General features: G+C 55.5%; 12 protein-coding genes. 6 read left to right on the forward strand and 6 right to left on the reverse strand.

Annotation, left to right across the window (positions count from 1 at the left end; translation table 11 throughout):
- Positions 1-31 precede the first annotated feature (31 nt).
- A complete protein-coding gene (gene betB, locus KUA11_RS16575; RefSeq protein ID WP_368041051.1) occupies positions 32-2134 on the reverse strand; it encodes a betaine-aldehyde dehydrogenase in 2103 nt (700 codons plus the stop codon).
- A 408-nt stretch (positions 2135-2542) separates the two neighbouring features.
- Between betB and choW the strand changes: the two genes are divergently transcribed.
- From choW to KUA11_RS16590, 3 genes are all read left to right on the forward strand, one after another.
- Positions 2543-3391 (forward strand): choline ABC transporter permease subunit, encoded by an 849-nt coding sequence (choW, locus tag KUA11_RS16580; protein ID WP_217412094.1) that lies wholly within the window; start codon positions 2543-2545, stop codon positions 3389-3391.
- Positions 3392-3406: 15 nt separating this feature from the next.
- Positions 3407-4621 carry a choline ABC transporter ATP-binding protein gene (choV, locus tag KUA11_RS16585; protein WP_217412096.1) on the forward strand — a complete coding sequence of 405 codons (1215 nt, stop codon included), beginning with the start codon at positions 3407-3409 and terminating at the stop codon, positions 4619-4621.
- Positions 4622-4826: 205 nt separating this feature from the next.
- On the forward strand, positions 4827-5765 hold the full coding sequence (locus KUA11_RS16590) for a glycine betaine ABC transporter substrate-binding protein (RefSeq protein ID WP_217412098.1): 939 nt from the start codon (positions 4827-4829) through the stop codon (positions 5763-5765).
- A 232-nt stretch (positions 5766-5997) separates the two neighbouring features.
- Here KUA11_RS16590 and KUA11_RS16595 read toward each other — a convergent pair whose 3' ends face one another.
- Positions 5998-6558, reverse strand: coding sequence for a TetR/AcrR family transcriptional regulator (locus KUA11_RS16595; RefSeq protein WP_217412100.1), 561 nt, complete (start codon positions 6556-6558; stop codon positions 5998-6000).
- Between the two features lie 68 nt (positions 6559-6626).
- On the opposite strand from KUA11_RS16595, the gene KUA11_RS16600 reads away from it, so the two are divergent.
- The 3 genes from KUA11_RS16600 to KUA11_RS16610 are packed head-to-tail and all read left to right on the forward strand — an operon-like array spanning position 6627 to position 8757.
- On the forward strand, positions 6627-7334 hold the full coding sequence (locus KUA11_RS16600) for a DUF1349 domain-containing protein (protein WP_217412102.1): 708 nt from the start codon (positions 6627-6629) through the stop codon (positions 7332-7334).
- Positions 7331-7879 (forward strand): sugar O-acetyltransferase, encoded by a 549-nt coding sequence (locus KUA11_RS16605; protein ID WP_217412104.1) that lies wholly within the window; start codon positions 7331-7333, stop codon positions 7877-7879. The genes KUA11_RS16600 and KUA11_RS16605 overlap by 4 nt, the downstream gene beginning before the upstream one ends.
- A gap of 35 nt (positions 7880-7914) precedes the next feature.
- Positions 7915-8757 (forward strand): PhzF family phenazine biosynthesis protein, encoded by an 843-nt coding sequence (locus KUA11_RS16610; protein ID WP_217412106.1) that lies wholly within the window; start codon positions 7915-7917, stop codon positions 8755-8757.
- A gap of 278 nt (positions 8758-9035) precedes the next feature.
- Here the strand turns inward: KUA11_RS16610 and KUA11_RS16615 are convergent, their stop codons facing one another.
- The 4 genes from KUA11_RS16615 to KUA11_RS16630 all read right to left on the reverse strand — a co-directional run bounded on the left by KUA11_RS16615 (position 9036) and on the right by KUA11_RS16630 (position 20346).
- Complete coding sequence (locus tag KUA11_RS16615) at positions 9036-15341, reverse strand: Hint domain-containing protein (RefSeq protein ID WP_217412108.1); 6306 nt, start codon at positions 15339-15341, stop codon at positions 9036-9038.
- A gap of 488 nt (positions 15342-15829) precedes the next feature.
- On the reverse strand, positions 15830-16762 hold the full coding sequence (locus KUA11_RS16620; protein ID WP_217412110.1) for a helix-turn-helix domain-containing protein: 933 nt from the start codon (positions 16760-16762) through the stop codon (positions 15830-15832).
- A gap of 118 nt (positions 16763-16880) precedes the next feature.
- The gene (locus tag KUA11_RS16625) at positions 16881-17774 is read right to left on the reverse strand and encodes a transporter (RefSeq protein WP_217412112.1); all 894 of its coding nucleotides are present in this window, start codon (positions 17772-17774) and stop codon (positions 16881-16883) included.
- Positions 17775-17895: 121 nt separating this feature from the next.
- Entirely contained in the window at positions 17896-20346 is a 2451-nt protein-coding gene (locus KUA11_RS16630; RefSeq protein WP_217412114.1) for a membrane-bound PQQ-dependent dehydrogenase, glucose/quinate/shikimate family, read from the reverse strand.
- Between the last annotated feature and the right edge of the window lie 465 nt (positions 20347-20811).

Raw genomic sequence — 20811 nt, forward strand, 5'->3', positions numbered from 1 at the left:
CTGCATGCGGGCAGCCCTCATTTTCGGGGGTTCAGTAGGGGGCTTCCACGTCGCCGAGCGCGACGTAGACGGTCTTGATCTGTGTGTAATGCTCAAGAGCAGCACGGCCGTTTTCGCGCCCGAGACCGGATTTCTTGTAGCCACCGAAGGGAAGTTCTATGGGCGTTATGTTGTACTGATTGATCCAGCAGGTGCCAGCTTCCAGTGCCGCTACGACACGGTGTCCACGAGCAAGATTGGAGGTGAAGACACCGGCCGCCAGACCGAATTCGGTGGCATTGGCCCGTGCAATTACTTCTTCCTCATCGGTGAAGTCGAGGACAGTCATGACAGGACCGAAAACTTCCTCGCGGGCGATTTTCATGTCGTCGCGGCAGTTTATGAATACGGTCGGTTGCATGAAGGCGCCATGGGCGAACATGCCGTCCGTCCGACGCTGGCCGCCAGTAAGGAGAGTTGCGCCTTCATTGATGGCGCTTTTTACATAGGACAGGACTTTTTCCAGATGGGATGTGCTTATGAGCGCGCCTATATCCGTATCGCGCGCAAGCGGATCGCCGATGCGCATGGCCTCCACCCGTCGTTTGAGTTCCGCCAAAAAGCGTTCGCGGATACCGGACTGCACGAAAACACGAGTGCCGTTTGAGCATATTTCTCCTCCAGAATAGAAATTTCCTAGAAGAGCGGCGGATACGGCATTGTTGACCTCGGCATCGTCGAAGATGATGAGAGGCGATTTCCCACCCAATTCCAGTGTGACATATTTCAGTGTGTTCGCCGCTTCCCGCATGACGGCAATGCCGGTGGGCACTGAGCCAGTCAGACTGATCTTGCGGATTTCAGGTTCAGCACAAAGGCGTTTTCCAACATCACCCGCGCCGTGCAGCACGTTGAAGACGCCATCGGGCAGGCCGGCCTCTTTGTAGATGGCGGCCAGACGCACTGCTGTCAGCGGTGTCATTTCGGAGCTTTTGAAAATCATGGCATTGCCGCAGGCAAGAGCGGGAGCGGATTTCCAGCAAGCAATCTGGATGGGGTAATTCCATGCGCCGATACCCGCCGTGATGCCCAGAGGTTCCCGGCGCGTGTAGCCGAAAGCCTCGGGGCCGAGATCGACAGATTCTCCGGCAAGTGAGGACGCCTGTGAACCGAAATATTCCAGCGCGTCCGCTCCCGAGAGGATGTCCACGGTGGACGTCTCGGCAATCGGTTTGCCGGTGTCGAGTGTTTCCAGATGGGCGAGTTCGGCATTGTCACGACGCAGCAGTTCGGCCGCCTTGTGCAGAACGCGCCCGCGTTCGGTGCCGGTCATGCGTGACCAGATTTTCTGGCCACGCCGGGCGCTGGCAATGGCGGCGGTGTGTTCGCTTTCTCCAGCAGTCTCGACTTCAGCGAGCAACTCTCCAGTTGCGGGATTGCGTGTCTCGAAACGGGGGCCGTTGGTGGTTACGAACTGGCCGTCGATCCAGTTGTGGCATGTTTTCATGTCTGTTCTCGTTTGCGGAATGGGGACTGGAGAAAGATCGGTCAGGGCGTGTCGCGCGATCTGACTGTCGAGAAAGGCTGTGACCTGTGTGCGGGCTGCCGTGCTGTTGGCCTCCTGCCACTCGGAAAGAGCGGCTCGCAGCCATGTGCCGTCGATCAGGGAGGCAATGGCGGTGGCAAGGGGGCGCACCTCTTGGGCGGGGACAAGCGCTCTCAGATCGTAAGAGAGATTTGAGAGCATGCGACGCTGGTAGATGTGCTGGATACGTTTGAGAGTCGGGGTGTAGGGCACCTGTCCCCAGAACGAAAGCCACACCGCGCCTTCACGTTGACGGAACTGCTCTGGTGCCAGAAGGGAATCGATGATGGCCTGCAGGCGTGCGCGAGAATCCCGTGCCGTCGCGAAGCGCCGGAGGATTTCCCGCCATAGGGATTCCGAGAGCGACCAGAAAGCGGCTCCGAGAAGACTGTCTTTATCGCCGAAATAGTGGACGAGAAGACTGGGTGAGATCTCTGCGCGTTCCGCGATGCGGGCAAGGGTCGTTCCCACATAACCATGCTCGGCCAGGATGGACATCGTGGCTGCAATGAAATTCTGGCGTCGTTCGTAATCAAGACGGGGAGACGAAGCGGGGTTGGGAGACTGCACAGGCAGGACTCCAGTGAGTTTGAATGGTCGTTCAATGCCTATTTTATGTTGATATCGAAATTAAAAGTCCATGCTTTTCGTGGGTTCATAAAAAACTGATTGTTTCCATGGAATTGAAGGAAATTTTATATTCACGGCCCGGATTCGGGCATTTATCCAGAAAGATTGATTGCCTGTTCAATGGGGCAGATTCCCGTGGAATGGAATGAAAGCCGTTGCTGAGGCGGAACCATGCAAGCTTGCGTCGGAAGGGGACAATTGCTTCTGTTGCCTGAACGCAATGATAAGGTGTGCGCTGTGATGCTGTCGCCCACAGGCGAGCCAGCGCAGGCGTCTGTCTGACGGACGCTGCGCCGTGCGGAGTGTTTCTTTCGGAAACCGTGGTTTCGAAGGCATGAAGGGAAAGCGATGAACGGCCTGGAAGACTGGATCACTTCCCATAAAATCCCTGTTGGTGACTGGGCGTCTTCCGGCGTGGATTGGATTCGCGATCACTGGCAGGGCGGTTTCAACGCCCTGAGCGATGCGATCTCGTTCTGTACGGATGGTGTCACGAGCTTTATGCTTTCGATTCCATCATTGCTGCTTGTAGCGGTGTTGGCGGTGGGAGTGTGGGTATGGAAACGGGCTCTTTCCCCTGTGCTGCTCATGGTTCTTGGCCTGCTGTTCATCATCAATCAGGGCTACTGGCAGGATACGATGGCGACGTTGACGCTCATCTTTTTCTCCACGGTGGCCTGTATGATCATCGGGGTACCGATCGGTATTGCTTCGGCGCATCGCCCGTGGCTGGCACGGACGCTACATCCCATGCTTGATCTCATGCAGACATTGCCGACTTTTGTTTATCTTATTCCCACTCTTATTCTTTTCGGTCTGGGGACGGTTCCGGGCATGATCTCGACAATTGTTTTTGCCATCCCCGCGCCGATCCGTATGACGCAACTCGGTATTTCCTCGGTTCCTCAGGCCTTGCTGGAAGCGGGAGACGCTTTTGGCGCAACGGCACGGCAACGTCTGTGGAAAGTGGAAATACCCTCGGCGCTTCCCATGATCCGTGAAGGGATGAGCCAGTGCATCATGCTCAGCCTCTCTATGGTGGTCATCGCGGCTCTTGTGGGAGCTGGCGGTTTGGGGGTGCCCGTGGTGCGAGCGCTCAATACGGTCCAGATCGACACGGGTTTCGAGTCCGGATTGGCCATCGTGCTTGTGGCGATCATTCTCGATCGTCTGTGTCGTCACAGCGCCAAGCATTGAGAAAGGAGGGAGCCGATGGACAACCCGGAACTCAACACCGCGCTCGCCTTTCGCAACGTCGATATTCTCTTTCATCGTACCAATGCATCTGGAGCGATTTCCGAGGCTATTCGTAGACTCGATGCGGGAGGTACGCGTGAGGAGATTGCGTCTGAACTGGGTGTGACTGTCGGTGTGGCTGGTGCAACGCTGGAGGTTCAGCGCGGTGAGATCAGTGTGCTGATGGGTCTTTCCGGTTCTGGAAAGTCCACGCTGTTGCGGGCGGCGAACCGTCTCAATCGGGTGACGCGGGGCAGTGTCGAAATCGGCAATGGGGCGGCGCATGTTGATATCGCCAATTGTGACGACGATACGCTGCGTGAGATGCGGCGAACGCGGGTGGCGATGGTGTTTCAGCAGTTCGGACTGTTACCATGGCGTACGGTGCGGGAAAATGTGGCGTTCGGGCTGGAATTGCGTGGCATGACGCCCACGGCACGTCGGAAAGTCGCTGATGAAAAGCTTGAACTTGTTGGGCTGTCACGTTGGGCAGATTCGTATGTCTCGGAGCTATCTGGCGGCATGCAGCAGCGTGTCGGGCTGGCCCGGGCTTTTGCGACGGACGCTGACATTCTGCTCATGGATGAGCCGTTCTCCGCTCTCGACCCCCTGATCCGGCGCAAACTTCAGGATGAGCTTCTCGATCTGCAAAAGCGTCTGAAAAAGACAATAGTTTTTGTCAGTCATGATATTGATGAGGCATTTCGGATCGGCAGCCACATTGCCATCATGCGGGAAGGACGCATCATCCAGATTGGTGCTCCGAAAGACATCGTATCCGCTCCGGTCAGTGACTATGTGCGGGACTTCGTGCGGCATATGAATCCATTGCCGCTGCTAACGGCGGCAAGTGTCATGCGGCCACTCGATATGTGTGGCAGGACTGCAAATGGCAATATCGTTCTCGATGAGCGCGGTCTGTATGTGCTGAATCCGGCAACGGGTGTGGTCAGCCGTTCGGACGGGTTGGAGGTGGCCATGGAGCAGGTGGAAGGAGACGATCTGACTGGGTTGGATCTCCGCTCAGGTCACATCTGCTGCACATCTTCAAGTGTGACGCTCAACACGGTGGCTGTTCTGCGTCAGCACAGTAATGCACCCGTATTGATTGCCGATAGCGGACAGATTGTTGGTCTGTGTGATGACGCGGACATGCTGGGAGCCATCACGGGTACGCCGCGCAGTGCGTGAAGGACTCGAGATAAAAAAGAATTTCCGTGTCTGTTGAGGAGAGCGGAGAGCCGTCAGGGTTGGTCCTGACGTTATTGTGAACGCCAATGGGCTTACGTCGCACATGGGGTTGTATGTCGTTACAATAATTCCGGTATCGTAATGTTATGACGCACACTATGTTGCGATGTGTAGGCCGGTCTCACGTGAAAGGATATCTCTTTCGATGAAAGCAAGATTTTTCGCCGCTGCTGCTCTTGTGGGACTCTCGTTTGGAACATTCTCTGCAAGAGCTGCTGATCCCGCCTCCTGCGATGTCGTGAGGATTGGAGATGTCGGCTGGAGCGATGCCGCCGCCACCATCGGGGTAACATCGAACATCCTCACGGCATTGGGTTACACACCCAAAACGACACTGGTTACGTTGTCCGTGGCTTATCTTTCCATGGAAAATAACAGGATCGATGTTTTTCCCAGCGATTGGGAGCCTTCGGGTGAGTCGGTCATTGGACCGTATATGAAGCGTGGACGCATTGAGCGGATTGCGACCAATCTTGACGGCGCTCATTATACGCTGGGTGTGCCGGATTATGTGTCGCAGGAGGGACTGAAGGATTTCAAGGACATTGCCGCATGGGGACCGAAACTCAATTACACCATCTACGGGATTGAGTCGGGTAATGACGGAAATCAGATCATTCTCAAACTGATCAAAGAAAATCAGTTCGGGCTGGGCAAGTTCCATCTCAATGAGAGTAGTGAACAGGGCATGCTGTCACAGGTGACGCGGGCGATTGGGGCACATAAACCCATCGTTTTTCTTGCCTGGGAGCCGCATCCAATGAACATGCGCTTCAAGATCACCTATCTGACCGGGGGAGAGAAGGATTTCGGTGCGGCCGCATCCGTTCATACCGTGACGCGCAAAGGTTATGTGGAGGCGTGTCCCAATGTCGGAAAGCTGTTCAAGCAGATGGCCTTCACCATCCCCGCAGAGAACGAGATGATGAAAGCCATTGGCGACGACCGGATTCCAGCACCCAAGGCGACGAAGGATTGGCTGAAAGCTAATTCCGGTGTGCTGGATAAATGGCTCGACGGCGTGACAACAGCCGATGGCGCCCCCGGTTTGCCCGCTGTGAAGAAATATCTCGGGGTCGAGTGAGGGATTTGTAGAGAGGGCACATAGCTGACGTTAGGGCCGCCGTAAAAAGCGGCCTCATTCGCTCAGGGTGTAACTATCCGCGTAGGAGTGACAACGACTATTTTCTGTTAGCCAAGCGCGCAATTGGCTTGCAATAGCGCAAGGGACACATTTGCTTTTGCAAATTTTCTTCGTCCCGACAGACGCCGATATTTCTCCGTATCGATTTCAGAACGTCACCCTAATTATCTCTTTATTGTTGGCCACATATACGACGAACGATATCCTCTACTTCCACACGATCCAGCGGTGAGCGATCTACAGAATTATGGATTCCCATTCCCTCGACCAGAGCATCGAGCGCTCGACAGGTCAGAGTATCGAAGAAACGCCCCAGCGCCGCCCGACTGGCCTGCATCCACTCCCGCATGATGGCCGCCAGTTCCGGCTTGCGGGCTGCAAACGCATATAGTTCATAGCTCAACAGCAGCGTTCGTGGCGTGGACCAGATGTTTCCGGCGATGATATCGACAATTGCCTGTACCGCTTCTTCCCGATCTCCGGCTTTGGCCAACCTTCTAACAAACTCGGATGAACTGGCGACAGCCACCTGCTTGAAAGCTTGATGAAGCAGGTCATCCATTCCGTCAAAATGATACGTCATCGAGCCAAGCGGCACGCCTGCTGTCTTGGCTACACGGCGGTGCGTCGTGCCCTGCACGCCATACTCCACGATCACATCGAGAGCAGCGTTGATGATGCGCTGTTTCCGATCAGGGTCAAAGCGACGGATCGCGGGAGGGTTGCTTGTCATGAGGAAGGAGGTTTAGCCTTGCGCCATGTGTACGTCTGTACACAAGAAAAGTATTTTAACGGTGCGGGATGTTAGCAGTGAGCGAGAATGGCGAAAAGAACGGTGGCCACGGCATGACGAGACGCACAGTGATTGCAGCGGGTGCGGCGGTCGGTGGTAGTATGGCTTTAGGCGGCAAAGTGCACGCCAGCGATCTCGATCCCTGGCAGGGCGGGGTCTGGCTCAACAAGCCGCATGAGAGCGCGATCACTGCCGATGCCCTTGAGGTGACAACGGACAAGGGTTCCGATTTCTGGCGCGAGACCTTTTATGGATTCACCCGCGACAGTGGCCATTTTTACGGTATCCATGCGCCGTCACGTTTTACAGCGCAGCTTCGTATTCGTGCTGAATATGAGAAACTGTACGATCAGGCCGGTCTCATGGTCCGTATTGACGAGAAGCACTGGATCAAAGCCGGGATTGAACTCTCGGACGGGCGCGCGATGCTCAGTAGTGTTCTCACCGACGGCCGTTCGGATTGGGCGACCGCCCCTTATGAAGGCGAGCCAAAAGACTTCTGGATGCGGGCGACTGTAGCCGATGGCGTGCTTCGGCTTCAGGTGTCTGGTGATGGCAAGATCTGGCCGCTTGTGCGGCTGGCACCTTTTCCCAAAGCGGCGTCCTATCTGGTCGGCCCTATGTGCTGCACACCGGAGCGGGAAGGCCTCAAAGTCCGTTTTTCGGATTGGCATCTCACCCCGCCTCTCGGCAAGGCGCTGCATGATCTGACATGATGTCTCATCGCAGTGAAAAACAGAAAATGCTGGCTGGCGATCTGTATGTCGCCCGCGATCCCGAATTGCAGCACGATATGGCGCAATGTGCTGAATGGCTTGCCCGTTACAACAAACTTGAGGGATCTCTGTCTGAGCGGTTGGGAGCAGTGGGAGAAAATGCCTGTATCCGCCCGCCTTTCCACTGCGATTACGGTTATAATATCTTCTTGGGACACAATGTGTTTCTGAATTTCAACTGCATCGTGCTTGATGTGGTGCCTATCAAGATCGGGGACGGCACACAGATTGGTCCCGCCGTTCAGATGCTGACCGCCGATCACCCGCGAGATCCTGCATTGCGTCAGAAAATGCTGGAATCTGGCCGCCCCATTACCATCGGCAAAAATGTCTGGATCGGCGGCGGGGCCATCATTCTGCCCGGTATCACAATCGGAGATAATGCCATTATCGGCGCAGGAAGTGTCGTCACGCATGATGTGGTCTCTGGTGCAACCGTGGCTGGTAATTCGGCGCGGCCTTTACGCACTTCGTCACGCCCCTAGCAGAATACTTAACACCTGCGGACGAGCAGACATCCATGGCTGAATTCCAGTTTCAACAGATTGACGTATTTTCTTCCGAACCGGCCAAAGGCAATCCGGTTGCAGTGGTTATTGGAGCAGATGCTCTGACCACAGAGCAGATGGCAGCTTTTGCCAACTGGACGAATCTAAGCGAAACAACATTTCTGCTCCGGCCAACCACTCCAGATGCAGACTACAGGGTCCGTATTTTTACACCTCAAATCGAGTTGCCGTTTGCCGGCCATCCAACTCTGGGTAGCTGTCATGCCTGGTTGGCGGCAGGCGGTCAGCCACGCGGGGATACAATTATACAGGAATGCGGCCTAGGCCTTGTTCCGGTTCGTTCTCGCAACGGCTATTTTGCTTTTGCAGCGCCCGCGCTGCAACGATCTGGACCGGTGGAACCCTCTCTGCTGCGCCGTGTAGCAGGTGGGTTGAAGATTTCGTCCTCATCCATTCGGGCTGCGGCATGGACTGACAATGGTCCCGGATGGCTGTCCGTTATGCTTGGGTCACGGAAAGAGATTCTGGCGCTCGAGCCAGATTACGCCGCTCTGTTAGATCTGAGTATTGGCGTTATTGGGCCATGGGATACCGTGCGGGATGGCACGCAGGCGCAGTTCGAGGTGCGCGCTTTCGCCATGAGTTGTGGGGTGAACGAAGATCCCGTCACCGGAAGTTTGAATGCCGGCTTGGCGCAGTGGCTCATTGGCGCGAGGCTTGCGCCTGATCATTATATCGCCAGTCAGGGCACCTGCCTCAGTCGCACTGGACGCGTGCATGTCGATCAGGAAGATGGAAAAATCTGGATTGGGGGCATGACGACGACCTTGGTTACAGGCGTGCTGCGGTTGTGACCCTTCCTGCTGGAATTTAACCGATCTTTCCCGCATGGCGCGTCAACCGGTAACGGCTTTCACCGCTGACCCCATACATTCATGTCCGCAAATCATGTTGCAGCAAGCTTCATCTTCTATCTCAAAAAATGAGCCCTGAGCCTGGTTCGATCATACGATTTTCATGGGTTTTGGTGGTGTGTATCGAGGTGTTGCTGCACTAGTGGATAAGACTTCTTTTCATTCAACATTGAGGGAAGCGAAGGAGCGGACGAGGCGTCGTCTATGTAAGTGAATATTCACATCAGAAGAGATGATTTTGAAGAAGTATTATTATGACCTCTGCTTTGAGAGCTTTCTTCTTCATGTGAGGAGGGGATTGTTGGTCGCATATTGAGCGCATTTCTCCAATTTTTTTGCAGTTTTCCACACATTGCATCGTGCCAATCACGTGTATGGCGTGCTGCGCGATAATAGGCATTCCGTTTCGTTAGTATATTTCTCAATATGTTTAAGGATTCAGAGGGCAGAATCTCGGATAAAACGGGGATATATGAAGGGGTATTCTGTTCGCGACTATGTGCGAATAAAACTGGCACGCCTGCGGCGAGGAAGGGGAGGGCGTCAGAGGTTTGTGCCGCAATTACAGCTCGGGGATAAGGCACTTCCATGACATCGAAAGATATTTTTATATCAGAACAATCGACCGTCAGTGCTGAGAGGAAAGATGACAGGGAAAGAGGTGAACAAGCTTCATCAATAACCAGAAGGCCAGCACGTCGATCGAAGCCCCGCTTTGGTTGGGTAGTTGATGCTTGTATAAGGGGTATGTTGAAAACTGGTGTTCCCGGAACGACTTGCTGCAAAAACTGACTTTCAGTTTTTGAGGATGTCACAACACCATCAACCAGAAAGACCGTGGAAATTTCGGCAACGTGTTTTTTCCTGCTGTCGTGAGCGGGAGAAAGACCATCCGAAAGAATAAGGATCCGTATAGAGGGGAAATCACTTCGGATCAAAGGTACATAGCGGACAGCCATGTTCATGCCTTTTGTCAGTATGACTTCAAAATCTTTTCCATGTTGGCGCAGAAAATTTTCGATGCCAAAAATATGGAATGGCAGATCGATTGAAAGACCGTTTTCCGAAAGATATTCGATTATTCTGTCATCGTCATCTGCACGATTAATTGTTACGACCGTGACTCTGAAACCGAGATCCTGAATCGTAAGCAGATGCCGAAGGATACCGTTTCTCTCTGACAAAATGTCGGAAAGCTGTTCCACAAGTAAAAGTAAAGAACGACGTGGGAGAGGGGCGGATGTGCCTGCTCGCCGGGCCTGTTGATCACGCTCTTTGAATGACTGCCGAGTGTCTTCAGCATCGCGTGCGACAAGAAGGTGCATCTGTTCACCAAGAATATTCATGAGACGAGCGCGATCTTGTCTGTAGGCGAGTGTTTCTCTGGCCTGTTCGAACAGAGCGGTGATTTCCTTCTCGAAGTGGGTGATGGGTTCAAGAATAACCGGTGATCCGGGCAGTTCTTTGCCATCGGAGACACGACAGACGCGTACGATATGCCGTTGTGAAGCCTCAAGTGGTGAGGGAAAACGAAGGTCAAACCCATGCCAGCCGCTTCCAATGCGCTTGCGCTGAAGATCGGGGCGCAGGACATTAGCGAGCGTCCGGATCACGGGATAGTTGTTGACGGAAATCTCCAGTTCAACAGGAGCAGGATCCAGTCCATCATTACAGGCCCAGCCTCTGAGATGTGTGTGTGAGGCCATGTCTACATGCCCTTGCAATGGAGACGTTGGCTGCTCCGCTTGGGCGGGAGCGGTTGCTTCAATGACGAGCGGACATCCTGCAAGCAGCGTGCGATCCGAAGCAAGACGCAGTTCGAGTTCGTGAGAAAGATGGAAATCGAGGAGGTGAGAAATATTTTCCTCGAAGCCAAAGCCGTGAATTCCGGCTGCGATGACATCCGGACGAGGGAGCATCGCATGAAACAGGGCAATCGGAACATTGCGTTCCATCAGCACGAGGGTGGCCTGTGTGGCATCTGGATGATCGGCACGTGCCCAGCCGCGGATATATCCGTTCGCGTGTTCATCCACATGGCCGGGATGAAGCGTTGGTGAACAAGAGGCTGGTCGTGCCAGATTTTGTCGAATGCGCTCCAACTCCGGACCATGCTCAATGCGTGGTGCGCAGAAGCATGCCGGGACACGGGAAAGGTGTGGATAAAGCCGGTAAAATTCCTCGGCATTGTGGAACATGCCACGGCTTTGAGTATCGAGGAATGTTTCCGACGGAGCGTTTTCCGCGAAGATGATATCGTGTGTTTCCAGCTCGATATGAAAATATTCGATATCTTCGCCAACCCCAGACTGAAGTATGGTCTGGCCATTTACCAGGGCAGAGGCTGGAACCAGAACATTCTCGATATACATGGAATGAAGCGGAGAGACTTTTAGATCCCGCAAGGGAAGATCATTGCCAAGAGATCCGGCACGGAATGTGACCGGAGCAATCATGAGATTGTTTGTAACCAGATCTGCCGGGTGGTTTCGACGACCAATCCATAGGATCGCCCGATGTTCACCTTGGTATGTGACCACCCTATCTCCGATGCGAAGACTTTCGACAGGACGTTCGCCCTCTGGCGTGCGGATGAGCGTTCCTTGACAGTAGCAGGCCGCACCGTCTCCAGTCATGACCAGTTCGACAGTTCCGTCCTCGTCCTTCTGCCGTTCTACGGTCAGTCCGGTATAATCTCCGATGAGCGTGAAGAGGTAATCATGCCCGTTTTCTGTTGCACTGAGAGTGGCTGATCCTGTGGAATCAACGATAAAGGTCGGACGATCGTCATCCTGCGCAGACCAGTATTCACTGTCGAGATCAATGGTGCCTCCGGAGGCAAAGGTAACATCGCTCAGTTCTGCACCATCTACGACACTGATGACGCCGCCAGAGAGCAGATTGATGTCTGTGCCGCTACCGCCGGATGCAAGGTTCAGAGAGCCGCCGCTCTCAACCGTGCCGCCGGACTCTATAGCACCGGATAATATGTTTTCAGCAGCACCATTCTTTACGGTTGTCGCTTCTACCGTTGCGCCGAGCGATACGTTTTGTGTGCTTCCGGATGACAAGGTGGCGCTTTCCAGCATGCCACCCTCCACGTCCACCTGTCCTCCACTCGACACGATGATTTGCTGTGCCGTACCGCCGTCAAGCACCTCGAGCGTTCCACCGTTGTTGACCACTCCCGAGATTTCTCGACCGTCGGAAGAAACGATTTCTCTGCCAGAGGAAAAGAGCTGAGTTCGGCTGCCTGTACCGCCACTGAGAGAAGCAGTTCCGCCGGATGAGATGAGAGCATCCGTGCTGATGGAGTTACTTCCTACGACAAAGACGCTGCTTTCCAGAACGCTGACATCATTGGCCATGCTGCCATTGGTGATCTCAAGACCAGCATTGGAGATGGTGGCGAAAACGACGGTTCCTCCGACCATATGTACAGCAGCACCATCTCTTGCGAAGAGAGCGCTGACCACGCTGCCACTGTCGATCTCCAACTTTCCACCGCTGACTGTAATGCCAGAGAGGATGGCTCCATTCGTGGCGGAAATCGTGCCTCCACTGTCTACATTTGCAGCGTCAAGGGAGCCGGCCGAGGTCACGTCGACCAGACCGCTTTCAACCGCTACATTCGTGGCGGCGGCATGATCCGTAACAGTCAGTGTGGCGTTATCGCTCAGAGTGGCAGTCTGTAACTGGGCGCCACCGCCTGTGATGAAAGCAGAGCCGCCTGTCAGGGTCGTGGTATCTGCGAGACTGCCGGAACTTACAATCAGGGTTCCATCAGTGAGAACCGTTGTGTTGGAAGCGACACCGCTGGAATCCACAACCAGCGTTCCGCCTGATGAGACTATGGTGTCTGTGCTGGTCGAAGGATCGCCAACGGTAAGCTGGCCACCATCGACAACAGTGGTGTTGGCGGCACTGCCATCGGCATCAATGCTCAGGCTGCCACCAGACACAAGGGTCGAGGTGGCGCCGCCGCCACTGACATAAAGAGTGCCATTGGCGGCGACAGATGCGTGATCAGTCTGTCCACCACTTTCAACGAGAAGACGCCCACCGGTTATGTTTACATCACTGGCAGAAGCCGCGGATTGGACTGTGACGATGCCGGTGTTTTCCAGTGTCGCACTGATAAGGAGTGCACCACTCTGCAATGTAGTGTTGCCTCCAGACAGCGCTGCACCGGACAACTGCGCGCCGGATTCAAGGTAGGCATATCCACCAGAGAGCGTGAGACCCGATGTGATGGCACCTGACTGTATCGTCAGATTTCCGTTATCGAGAACAGTGCCGCTAATCAGGCTGGCACCTGAAGAGATAACGGTATTTCCTCCGTCAAGAAGAGCGGAGTTGACTGTGCCACCAGAGGAAATGTTGAGTGTGCCATCATTTACGGTCAGGGCGGAGGCGGCCGCGCCAGAGGCGATGGCAAGCGCACCCCCCTGTTCCACAATACCGCTGACGAAAATGTTGCCTGGGGCAAGGGCAACGGATGTGCCATCTGTCAGGGTAAGACCCGATGCGCTGGCGCCGGAAGCCATGTTCAGTGTGGTTCCGGCAAGTATAGCCGAGCGCGCTGTGGCACCTGATGCCAGCGAAAGGGTGGTGCTGGTAAGTGTACCACCGGAGAGCGTACCGCTGACCTGCAGGCTACCTGCGGAAACCGTTGTGAGACCCAGAGTTGTTCCTGAAGCGGCATTCACCATGGCGCTGGTGGCGCTAAGGGAAGTGGCGTTTGCGTTGTTGAGTAATGTAAGAGTGGTACCAGACTGAAAATTGCCTCCAGTAAGCGCGCCGCCGCTGAGAGTCACATCACCTGCCGACAGGGTCGCTCCGCTCAGTGTACCGCCACTGTAAACAATTGCGGACCCACCAGAGACAGTATCATTGATCCCAACCGCGCCATTCGAGAGCGTAAGGGTGCCTCCGCTGACAACAGTCGTGTTCTTGGCCTGAGCCGATTTTCCGGCAGCCGACAGAAGCCCCCCTGATTGTACCTGCGCGGAAATGGATATGCCGCCTGTTGTGACGGATTGGACCGCGCCATTGTTGACGATGGTTGCGGTGCTGTAGCCGAGGCCGGAGATGAGTTCTGTGCCGCCACTTTCAAGAACGGCGTCAATCGCATGACCATTATAGTAATCGCGCAGAAGTCCGCCGGAGTTTACAGTGATATTGACACCGCTTCCAGCGGTTGCCGAGGACATTAGAGTAAGAAGGCCACCTGAATTGATGGTGGCATTTCGCACTGTGCCTACGACATAGGCACCTAGTCCCTGAATCTTGAAACTTCCATACGTGACAGAAGATTGCAGATTGCAGGAATTTATGGTGACGAAATCAGCTTCTCCACCAGCGTATAGAGCTAGCCATCCATTGTTTACTGTTACATTACTGAGTTTTCCGCCTTGATAGACATTCACATTGGCGTTGTCTTCAAGCGTCAGGTCTGATCCAAAACCACCTGATGTGACGGAGATTATTGAGTTTTCATCGACGTATGTGGCAAAGGCCGAACCGCCATTGCCAATAATTGCCGACTTCGTCAGGAGGTGTGTATCATACGCCAGCCCCCCTGACGCAATCTGGATTGCGCCGCCATTGTTGACCGTTGTCCCGCTGGCAACGCCACTGGCCAGAACGCTTAATTGGCCGCCGTTGAATACTGTGCCGGAGAGAAGCGTGCCGGCTGAGGTAATGATGGCCGATCCATGCGCACCGATAGTGGCGGAGGACAGAAGGGCATTATCCGTGACTGTGGCATTGCCGCTGTCGAGTGTAACGTGTGTGGCGCTTGCGTGATCGGTGAGGCTCAGCAGGCTTCCGCTTTGTAATGTGGCGCTTTGGAGAGTTGCGTTTGCCCCGCTGACAAGGGTTATTCCGCTGGTTTGTGTGAGAAATGACGCCGCACCTTCATCTGTGAGTGTGCCCTCCGACAGGGTGGCGGATGTGAGGGCGCCTCCAGCGCTGACGAAAACCGCCCCACCAGAAAGGACCGATGTGTTGCTGGCCGTTCCACCAGAGCCGATGCATTGCGTGCCAAGGGAATCAATCACTGCGAACGTGGCGATGCCACCGCTATCAATGGCCTGAAAGCCATCATGTACGGTCGTGGCTATTGATGAACCACATACGATTTCTCTGGCGCCACTATCCAGGACCGTGTTGGAGACAACACCTCCTGCAGAGGTTTTTAGCGAGGCACTGGAGCAAAGAACGGCCGAAATGACAGTTCCGCCTTGTTCTGCGAAGATCACACCATCGGCATTGACCGTGGGATGGATTGAACGCCCCCCGGAAAAGACAATCTGGACGTCTGCTTCCACGATCGAATCGGACTGATAAGAAGTCGCGAATGGATCACCACCGATTATGTCGTCAGTTTCCGTGCCATAGACGCTCTCGCCTCCATCATAAAGAATGATGGTGCCGGAACCCGATCCACCTGCAGAGATTACTGCGGAAGCATAGTCATTAAGGTGTGCTGGTGCCGCGCTCGTCAGGACCGTGCCCTGCATGAGGCCTCCGGATGAGACAGCAATCAGGCCATCTACCGCCACGGACGCACCGCTGGTGACACCTCCTGAAAGCACCTCCATGCTGGCGTTGCTGCCAACTGATGTGTTGCTGGCGGTACCTCCAAGCGAAATTACCGCACCTTCCGCAAGTGTCGCGTCCACGAGTGAGGCACCCGCTGTGACAGTCAGGGTATCCCCAGAGGCAATCGTAATGCCGCTGGAGGTGGTGCCAGAAGAAAGCGTGGTGTCAGTCATGCCGCTCAGGAGTGTGGTTAGAACAGACTCCGCACGTCCCATAATGAAACGATATCCGGAATGAATATTGATATGTCACGAAATGGTTAATAAATATTTTTTATATCGAAAAATCGATTTTGTGGTAAAAATTGCATTGCTCGTGCGGGAAATGTGATTATTTTGCGCGAAGAAGATAAATGTAAAATATTAGTATTAATGTGTAATTTTTATTTATTTATTTATTAATTTCGTCATAAATCTATGTTTTTCATCTTCCGATAAAGCGTAGCGCGGCTGATCCCAAGCCTTCGGGCGGCTGCGGAAGCATTGCCACCCTCGGCCGCAAGGGCTGTGCGGATGACATTCTGTTCGGCGTGGCGGAAGCTCATTTCACGTCCGGTTTCCAGCTCGCCCAATAGATTGACGCGATTGTCGAGCATCTCATCGGTCCAGCCGACAAAAAGACGGGCAGCGTGTGTGGCGCCCATGACCTCACCGCTTTCGTTGATGGCCACCAGTGGAGTGGAACTGCCTTCGGCAGGCCCAAGAGAGAGAATGCGCTGACCGGTATGGCAGACACGGAAAAGCTGTTCCTCAATCCGTCGCCCAGATTGCTGGACAGTTTCCATCATGAGAGAGGCGAGGGGACGCGTGCTCTGCTGGCTGAAGGTGGCGACGTTAAGTGCCCCTGCCACTTTGCCCTGTGCGTCGAAGACAGGGACGGCATAGCTTTCCAGCAGAGAAAAACAGAAACGCCAGTGGTCGCCTTGCGTCAGGGCGATGGGGCAGCGATCACGCAGGGCGGTACCAACCCCATTGGTGCCAGCCACTGATTCGTCCCATACGGCTCCAGCCCGCAGACACAGGCGGCGACAGGCTGGCAGATGGACTTCGTCGATACACCGCGCGAGCAGAACAGCCTCGGGGTCGGCCAGCAACACCATCAGGCCTAATCCCTGCACCAGTCCGAAAAGATGGCGCATTTCTGGGATGGCGGCGCGGAGCATGAGGCTGGAATGAGTGCGGGCGCGACGAAATTCGGCGCCTGAAAGAACATCGGCGGTCCATGAGCAGGATGGATCAAGACCGTAGGCCGTTTCGCAGCGTTCCCATGAGCGCGCAATTTCCTTCGATGACGTGCGGGAAAAAGCATCTCCGGATCGTTCGTCGGCTGCGTTGCTCATCCGTCTCCTTCTGCCTTTCCCTGTCTCGTTCTTGCGGGGTTACGCCATGGTTCTGATTTATAGCTATTCGGAATGAATGTTATATCAGAAAATTGTCATCTGGAGAGGAAGCCGGGCGTTACTGCCAGAGATAAACGAACTTCACGTAGTAGGCGTTGCTTTCGGGGACGTTCCGACCATCGACGGAATGGCTGTAGCGGGCCGTAAAACTGAGATCGGGTGCGATATTGAACATGACGCCAAGGCCCATGGTGGCTTCACGACTGTTTGAATCCGAGATGTCACGATGGAGCGTGAAATCATGCGTGCCGGTGACGTTCTGCCAGTCGAAGGCAAGAAACGGTTCGATCAGTTTTGTGGCTTTCCAGCTGAAACGCAGATTTGTGTAGAACACTACGCCCGGAAACGAAGGATTCTGGCCCTTCTTGTGTTTGGTGGAGCCGGTCACAGTGCCAGCATCTCCGTCGAAACTGAAATGCTTCCATTCGTAGTCGAAGATGAAGCTGGAGATGTTCGACCAATAACCCGGAGTCAGCCCCTCACGGGTTCCGGAGTTGGTCTGCATGAAGGTCTGGAAACCGAAGGTGCTGTGGGAGTTGGGTTTGAACCACGCGGCCGGGCCTACGATCGTGGGGCCTAATCCGCCGGAGTTGGTGCCGTTCGCCAGACTGTAGCTTTCGCTCTGGATAAGCTCGAACGCGAAACCGACATGGGGAATGGCTTCGAACGTGCGGAAATGGACGTATTTCGTCATGCCCGCCCATGTATGGCTACCCTGTCCGGGTTTCCGCTGGCCGCTGCTGTTGTAATAGCTGCCGGCGGCGTTTCCGTCTCCGTACTGGACCAGCACGTTGAAGGGTTTGAAATCTACGGGCAGGTCATACTCGTGCGGACCGATGATCGCGAGCGTGACATCGGCGGCGCGAGAGGGAGTGCTGCCAATCAATGAGAGCAGTGGCAGGCCGAAACGTACTGCAAGTCGCCGCCACTCCGCGCTATCCGTCAGGTGCATGGGATGTGATCCACGATCAGGGGAACGCGTCGGCCCCAAGGGACCGCCGTTCGATTAATGGAAAATCATGTTGAAGAAGAACGCCGGGCGGACGCGTTGTGGTCCGCCCGGACTGTCCGTGTCAGTGGGCTGGTGTGCCCTGCTCACCGTCGAGCGTGTAGGCGATGATGTAGTCACCCGAGCGGGTGCCAAGTCCACCATGGCCACCTGCAGCAATCAGAACATACTGCTTGCCGCCAACGTCATAGGACATCGGGGTCGCCTGTCCGCCTGCGGGCAGACGGTCACGCCAGATGACGTTACCCGTCGCCACATCGAACGCGCGGAGATAGTCATCCGCCGTGGCTCCCATGAACACCACGCCGCCCTTCGTGACGATATTGCCGCCGATGTTATACATGCCGGTCGGCAGCGGAAGGTTGTTGTGGGTCCGGAAAGGCCCGGTGTCCCGCGTCGTGCCGACAGGGTGCTGCCAGACGATCTTCTTGGTCACGAGATCGATGGCCGTGAGCGTTCCCCAGACCGGTCCTTTGCAGGGGATCTGTAGCGGGTTCAGCCACGGGTTGGTGTAGGCCACATACGGTGTGCCGTAGTCAGGCGAGATGGCAAGCGCGTTGCCTTTCGGCGTTGGCTCGTTGCCCTGACCCTGCCACATCGGCAGCGTGCCTTCCTCTTCCAGCCTATTGCGGTGGTCGAGCTTGATACGGAACGGCAGGTAGCTCGCATTGGCAAACATCAGCTTGCGGGCTGGGTCGATGGTGATGCCCTGCCAGTCCACCACGCCGTAGAACGCCGGATAGACGATGGTGGTCTTGCCGACATGCGGCGGAGTGAACTGCCCATCATAAGCCGACTGACGATACTCGATGCGGCACAGCATCTGATCGAGCAGCGTGGCGCCCCACATGTCGTTTTCTTTGAGGTTCTTGGGTGTCAGGCTCGGCATGGCGGCCGGATAGGGCTGCGTCGGGGAGACGCGGTCATCCGGAGCATGGCCTGCCGTCGGAACAGGGCGTTCCTCGACCGGATAGCCGGGAACGGGCTGGCCAGTGCGACGATCCAGTACGAAGAACTCGCCACGCTTGGTGCTCTGCACGAGGGCCGGGATGGTTTGGCCATCGGGACCGGGCAGATCGACCATGGAGGGGCCTGAGGGCAGATCCATGTCCCACAGATCGTGATGGACCGTCTGGTAAAGCCAGCGGCGCTCACCGGTTACGATGTCGAGAGCCACTGTGGAGCTGGAAGTGGCGTCATCGAACGGACGACGAGAGCCGCCCCAGTTGTCCGGCGGAGCATTGCCGGTGCCAATATAGGCCAGTCCAAGATCGGGATCGGCGGTGTAGACACCCCATGCGTTGGGTGTGTCACGGGTGAGGGTATCGCCCGGACCCGGGGTCCATGTCTCAGGATTGTGGCCTGCATCCCACGCCCAGGCGATTTTTCCCGTGGTGGCGTCAAAGGCACGCACGGCACCGGACGGTTCGAAGTTGGCCTGGTTGTCGAAGATCCATCCACCCGTGATGAGGCGGTTTTTCATGACCAGCGGGGGAGAGGTGATGAAGTGAAAGCCCAGCGGCACATTGCCCATGTATTCACGCATGGAAATGAAGCCGTGGTCACCGAAGTCGTCACAAGGTTGTCCTGTCTGCGCGTTGACAGCCACGATCCGGGCGTCTGCCACCGGCGAATAGATACGCTCGCGGCAGGACGTCTGGATTTCGTCAGGAATGCGGTAGTAGGACACGCCGCGGCAGGCGAGATAGACGTTTGTATCCAGATCGGCCTTGGCCGGATGCGGATCGTATTTCCATTTGATCTTGCCGGTGGCGGCGTCCATGGCCATCACCCAGCTATGGGGCGTGCACATGTAAAGCGTGTCGCCGACCTTGATCGGGGTGAGTTCAAGGTTGAACTCGTGGCCGGCATCCGGACCGGCAACGACAGCTTCGCCAGCCTGCTGTGTGTCGCCTGTCTCGGTGACCCATGCACGCTTCAGCTTGCCGATGTTTGCGGGTGTTATCTGGCCGAGAGGCGTGTAGCGTTCACCCTGTGCATTGCGCCCGTAATAGCGCCAGTCACCTGCCGGCTGGTCATCGTGCAGATCGGGCGTGGCAGCCGCCATGCGATCAGCCGGCACGGTGCCTTCGATGGAGTGGGATGTGCAGGCGCCAATCACCAGCACGATGCCCGCAACGGCAAGCGATCCAAGCACTTCGCGCTTGTCGGACAGCCAGCCCGCACCGGTGCGCCAGACGCCGGGGATCAGCAGCCACGCACCAATACCCACCAGTGTGAGCAGGCGGACTTCAAGCCCCCAGATATCGAAGCCGCTTTCGACCACCGACCAGATGGTGGCAACCAGCAGCAGACCAGCATAAAGACGCATGGCCGTGCGTGGGCCGCGAAAGCCGCTTACCACGACAGCCAGCAGGACGAGACCTGCCAGCACGTAGAACAATGAGCCGCCGAGGATGAGCAGATAGGCTCCTCCTAGGAAAAGATACAGGCCTATCAGGCCCAGCAGGACAGCGGTCAGCCATGACCACGCCCCGGTTTTGCTATGTTGCATCCTGTCTTTCTCTCGACACGTTTGCAGGTGCACTCTCGACTGGCAGGCAAAGCCCACGCGCACGGAATGCCCATGATGTGCATTCCTTTTCAGGACAGGGGCGGCTGAGCCAACACATGAATGAGAGAGTTCACGTTTCTGTGTACAGGAACGTCAGGACTGTCTCACAGCTGATACAGTCAATGGCTATGTTGTTGATAAGAGTGTTATTCCCCGTCCGAGGCTCCCTCGAACGGAGGGAGATTTTTTGTCTTGCGAGAGGATTCTGCGGTGCGAAGGGAGCCGTTCTTAGAGAGTCGCCCTTTTCGCTGAACATGGGGTGTGCTGTGCGCGCGTGATCGTGGACGTTCGACATAATATCGGCCATGAAGACATCCTTGGACAGCCCTGTTGAGACACTTAGCGAAGGAGGACAGGACACGTTTCGGCGGATCTTTTTATGCCTTCTTCGTTTCTGACGACGCA

The sequence above is a fragment of the Acetobacter estunensis genome (assembly GCF_019083805.1).
GTDB classification, from domain to species: Bacteria; Pseudomonadota; Alphaproteobacteria; order Acetobacterales; family Acetobacteraceae; genus Acetobacter; species Acetobacter estunensis_A.

Coding starts and splice junctions, on each gene's coding strand:
- KUA11_RS16615 (WP_217412108.1), bottom strand. CDS start 15,341: ATGCAGGGCACGGTCCTGACGAGCGCGGCACCAGCACACCTTAATGAC.
- choW (WP_217412094.1), top strand. CDS start 2,543: ATGAACGGCCTGGAAGACTGGATCACTTCCCATAAAATCCCTGTTGGT.
- KUA11_RS16610 (WP_217412106.1), top strand. CDS start 7,915: ATGGCTGAATTCCAGTTTCAACAGATTGACGTATTTTCTTCCGAACCG.
- KUA11_RS16605 (WP_217412104.1), top strand. CDS start 7,331: ATGATGTCTCATCGCAGTGAAAAACAGAAAATGCTGGCTGGCGATCTG.
- KUA11_RS16600 (WP_217412102.1), top strand. CDS start 6,627: ATGTTAGCAGTGAGCGAGAATGGCGAAAAGAACGGTGGCCACGGCATG.
- KUA11_RS16625 (WP_217412112.1), bottom strand. CDS start 17,774: ATGCACCTGACGGATAGCGCGGAGTGGCGGCGACTTGCAGTACGTTTC.
- KUA11_RS16595 (WP_217412100.1), bottom strand. CDS start 6,558: ATGACAAGCAACCCTCCCGCGATCCGTCGCTTTGACCCTGATCGGAAA.
- KUA11_RS16620 (WP_217412110.1), bottom strand. CDS start 16,762: ATGAGCAACGCAGCCGACGAACGATCCGGAGATGCTTTTTCCCGCACG.
- KUA11_RS16590 (WP_217412098.1), top strand. CDS start 4,827: ATGAAAGCAAGATTTTTCGCCGCTGCTGCTCTTGTGGGACTCTCGTTT.
- choV (WP_217412096.1), top strand. CDS start 3,407: ATGGACAACCCGGAACTCAACACCGCGCTCGCCTTTCGCAACGTCGAT.
- KUA11_RS16630 (WP_217412114.1), bottom strand. CDS start 20,346: ATGCAACATAGCAAAACCGGGGCGTGGTCATGGCTGACCGCTGTCCTG.